Raw genomic sequence first — 3,391 nt, forward strand, 5'->3', positions numbered from 1 at the left:
AGCCGCTTGTACCTCATCTGAGAATGCAGCCCCGACCAGCGCAGGTCAGCAGTTAGTGCGGGTCATGCACCCGTTTCATCCCCTTTTTGGACAACAGCTTCCTTGCGTCGGCGAGCGAGCTAACTCGCAGGGCAAACGTTTGCTGTTGCAGACCGAGGATGCCACCGTTTGGTCCGTTCCCCCGCAATGGACTGACCTTATGAGCCCAGATCCTGAAGTTGTCATGGGTAACGGACGGTCGCTCTTGCGGGTCGCCGACTTAATGGAATTGGCCGCCCTGGTAGAGCGCCTTTCCAGAACACGATGATGGGCAGAGCTGTAAAGATAAATATGCCGCATCTGTAAAGCTGATTATGCCGCATGGGTCTTATTTTCGTGGAATTTATCCCGCAATTACAGGGCTTATCTAATGCTAAATCATGAGGGTTGCCTTGACGAGGCAGTAAAATGCGTCATAATTAGCATTACGATAACGCCGCTTCATGTCCTCGGAGCCATCGATGTCTGCGAAGTACGACAGCAAGCGCACAAAGACGGATGTCCTCATCGAAGAGGGCACGTTCAATCCCACCCCCGAGAAGGTGCGCGATCCAAAGTTCCGGGGCAGCGAGTTCTTCGATCCGCACGACGCCGTGCAGGTCAAATACGAGATGCTGCGGCGCGTCTCCATCGACAAGGTGTCGGTGACGGAGGCCTCCGACGAGTACGGTGTTTCCAGGCCGACCTACTACCAGGCCAAGGTGAACTTCGATATGGCCGGGATTGCCGGACTAGTGCCGACAAAGCCGGGGCCCCGCGGTCCCCACAAGATCGACGACAAGGTCGTGGCATTTCTGCGGGCGCAGCTCGCTCCAGGAGAACCCGTTCGCGCCCGGGAACTTGCCAAGCTGCTCCGCCAGGAACTCGATATCGAGCTTCATCCCAGATCGATCGAGCGGGTTCTAAAAAAAAGCGGCAGGTAAACCTTGCCGCGACGGCGGCATGCCCGATCCTACCGTCGACCATCGCGTCCCAGTACGAGGTCTTGCGCAAGGCTGCTCTCGGCGCAGCGCTGCCACTTATGGCCCGTAGTGGCCTGATGCTCTTTTTGCGCCGGGGCATGTGGGGATGGGCTCAGACGCTGACCGCAACAGCAAGCACCCCGCGAGAGCAGAATTACCCATCGTCAATTGCTTGGCCGCTGCACCGCGGACACAGCGCCGTCGTTCACGTCCTTGCGACAATCGCCATGAGCATCAACGATCGGAGATCACGATGAATGTACATCTCAAAGTCCAGCCTCATCACCTCGAACGCAGCGCCTACCTCTACATCCGCCAATCTTCGATGCGGCAAGTCATCGACAATACCGAGAGCGCCATGCGGCAATATGCGCTTCGCGGGCGCGCTATCGCCCTTGGTTGGCGCGAGGAGCAGATTATCGTCATCGATAGCGATCAAGGTGAATCCGGCGCATCGGCGGTCTGGCGTGAGGGATTTCAGCGGCTGGTCAGCGATGTCGGCATGGGACATGCCGGGATCGTCATGGGCCTGGAGGTCTCCCGTCTGGCGCGCAACAATGCCGACTGGCAGCGTCTACTCGAGATCTGCGCCCTTGCTGACACCCTGATCCTCGACGAGGACGGTGTCTATGACCCGGCAAGTTTCAACGACCGGCTCCTGCTCGGCTTGAAGGGAACAATGAGTGAGGCCGAACTGCATGTGATCAAGGCGCGGCTGCGCGGCGGCATCCTCAATAAGGCCCGGCGTGGCGAGTTCCGTTGCCCGCTGCCAACCGGGCTGGTCTATGACCACTCCGGCAATGTAACGCTTGATCCGGACATGCAAGTCAGAGAGACGATCGCCCATTTCTTCGAGACGTTCTCTCGCGTCGGATCCGCCTCCCAGACCGTCAAGGCCTTTCGGCAGGAAGGCATTCTCTTTCCCTCTCGCTTGCACGACAGCCAGACGGTTTTCCGGCCACTGACGCCTTCGACGGCGATGCGCGTGCTGCACAATCCACGTTACGCCGGAGCCTATGCCTATGGCCGCCGTCGCTATCGACGAACCATCGATGGCAAAAAGCTCGTGCGCAAACAAGGTAGTGACGATTGGACAGCATGCATTCCAGATGCCCATCCCGGCTACATCAGTTGGGAGCAACATCAGGAGAACCTGAGGATTCTGAAGTCGAACATCTGCCATAAATGGAACGCGGCGGTCGCATCACCTCCGCGGGAAGGCCCGGCGCTGCTGCAGGGGCGCGCCGTGTGTGGGCAATGCGGCAGGCATTTTCACATGCGCTACGCTGCCCGACGCGGTCGGCAGGAAGCCTGGTACGTTTGTGATCGCGCCCGTACCAATCGCGGTGAACCCCTCTGCCAGGCGATCGCTGCACCTCCTGTTGACGAAGCCATCGGCATGCTGATCGCCGAGCAGATGACGCCGGCAGCCATCGAACTGGCGATTGAAGTCCGCAAAGAGATCGAAGCGCGACATGAAGAGGCGGACCGGCTGCGCTGTCGCGCAATCGAGCGCGCGCAAACGGAAGCCGATCTCGCCCAGCGCCGTTTCATGCTCGTCGATCCCAATAACCGCCTCGTCGCCGACACGCTCGAAGGCGAATGGAACGAGAAGCTCCGCATCTTGGCTAATGCCCGCGAAGAGCGCGAGCGCGGCTGGGAGCACGATCAATTCATCCTCGATAAGGCCGTCTACGAGCGGTTGGTCGCAATGACGGCGGACTTCAAAAAACTCTGGACCAACCCAGAGACCCCGAACCGCGAACGAAAGCGCTTGCTTGCCCACATCATTGAGGACGTCACCCTCCTCAAACTACCGAAGAGAGGCACAACCAAGGCTCATATTCGCTTCAAAGGCGGCAAAACCCAGACACTCGTCACCATCAGCCCAAAATCGCCCAGCCAGCAGGTCAAGACGAACCCCGACATCATTGCACTGATCGATAAGCTCCTCGACGATCATATTTTTTCCGAGATCGCCGACATTCTCAACAATCAGGGATACCGTCCGGGCTCGGTGACGCGCCGTGACCAGCGCAACGCCCGCTTCACAACCAAACGCGTCACCTATCTTGTTCGCGAATACAAGCTGAGATCACGCTATGACCGGCTCCGGGATCGTGGGATGTTGACAAAGAAGGAGGCGGCTGCACACCTCAATATCCATGAGCATACCCTCGCCAGATGGGCTGAACATGGCCTCGTCACCAGCCATGCCTACAACGGACACTACTACCTGTACGAGCTTCCGAAGACAGATTTACCGCAAAAGCAATCCAGTCGATGGAACCAGCTCGTCGATCGCCTCGCCGCTCATAAGGAAAATGCCAGCCAAGCCAAAACCTTCAACTGAGTGCGAAAGAGAGATGCAGTATGAATGCAGATCGTTC

3 protein-coding genes are annotated in these 3,391 nt (G+C 58.3%); all 3 read left to right on the forward strand.

The features are described 5' to 3' along the window. Positions 1-307: DUF5372 family protein (locus tag AKG11_RS35280; protein WP_210166815.1), on the forward strand; the 307-nt coding region annotated here is incomplete at its 5' end. Positions 308-500: 193 nt separating this feature from the next. Further along, a complete protein-coding gene (locus AKG11_RS33215) occupies positions 501-962 on the forward strand; it encodes a helix-turn-helix domain-containing protein (RefSeq protein ID WP_050747112.1) in 462 nt (153 codons plus the stop codon). 292 nt (positions 963-1,254) lie between these two features. Beyond that, entirely contained in the window at positions 1,255-3,354 is a 2,100-nt protein-coding gene (locus AKG11_RS33220) for a recombinase family protein (RefSeq protein WP_050747113.1), read from the forward strand. Positions 3,355-3,391 lie beyond the last annotated feature (37 nt).

The organism is Shinella sp. SUS2 (assembly GCF_001262505.1).
Classification (GTDB): Bacteria; Pseudomonadota; Alphaproteobacteria; order Rhizobiales; family Rhizobiaceae; genus Shinella.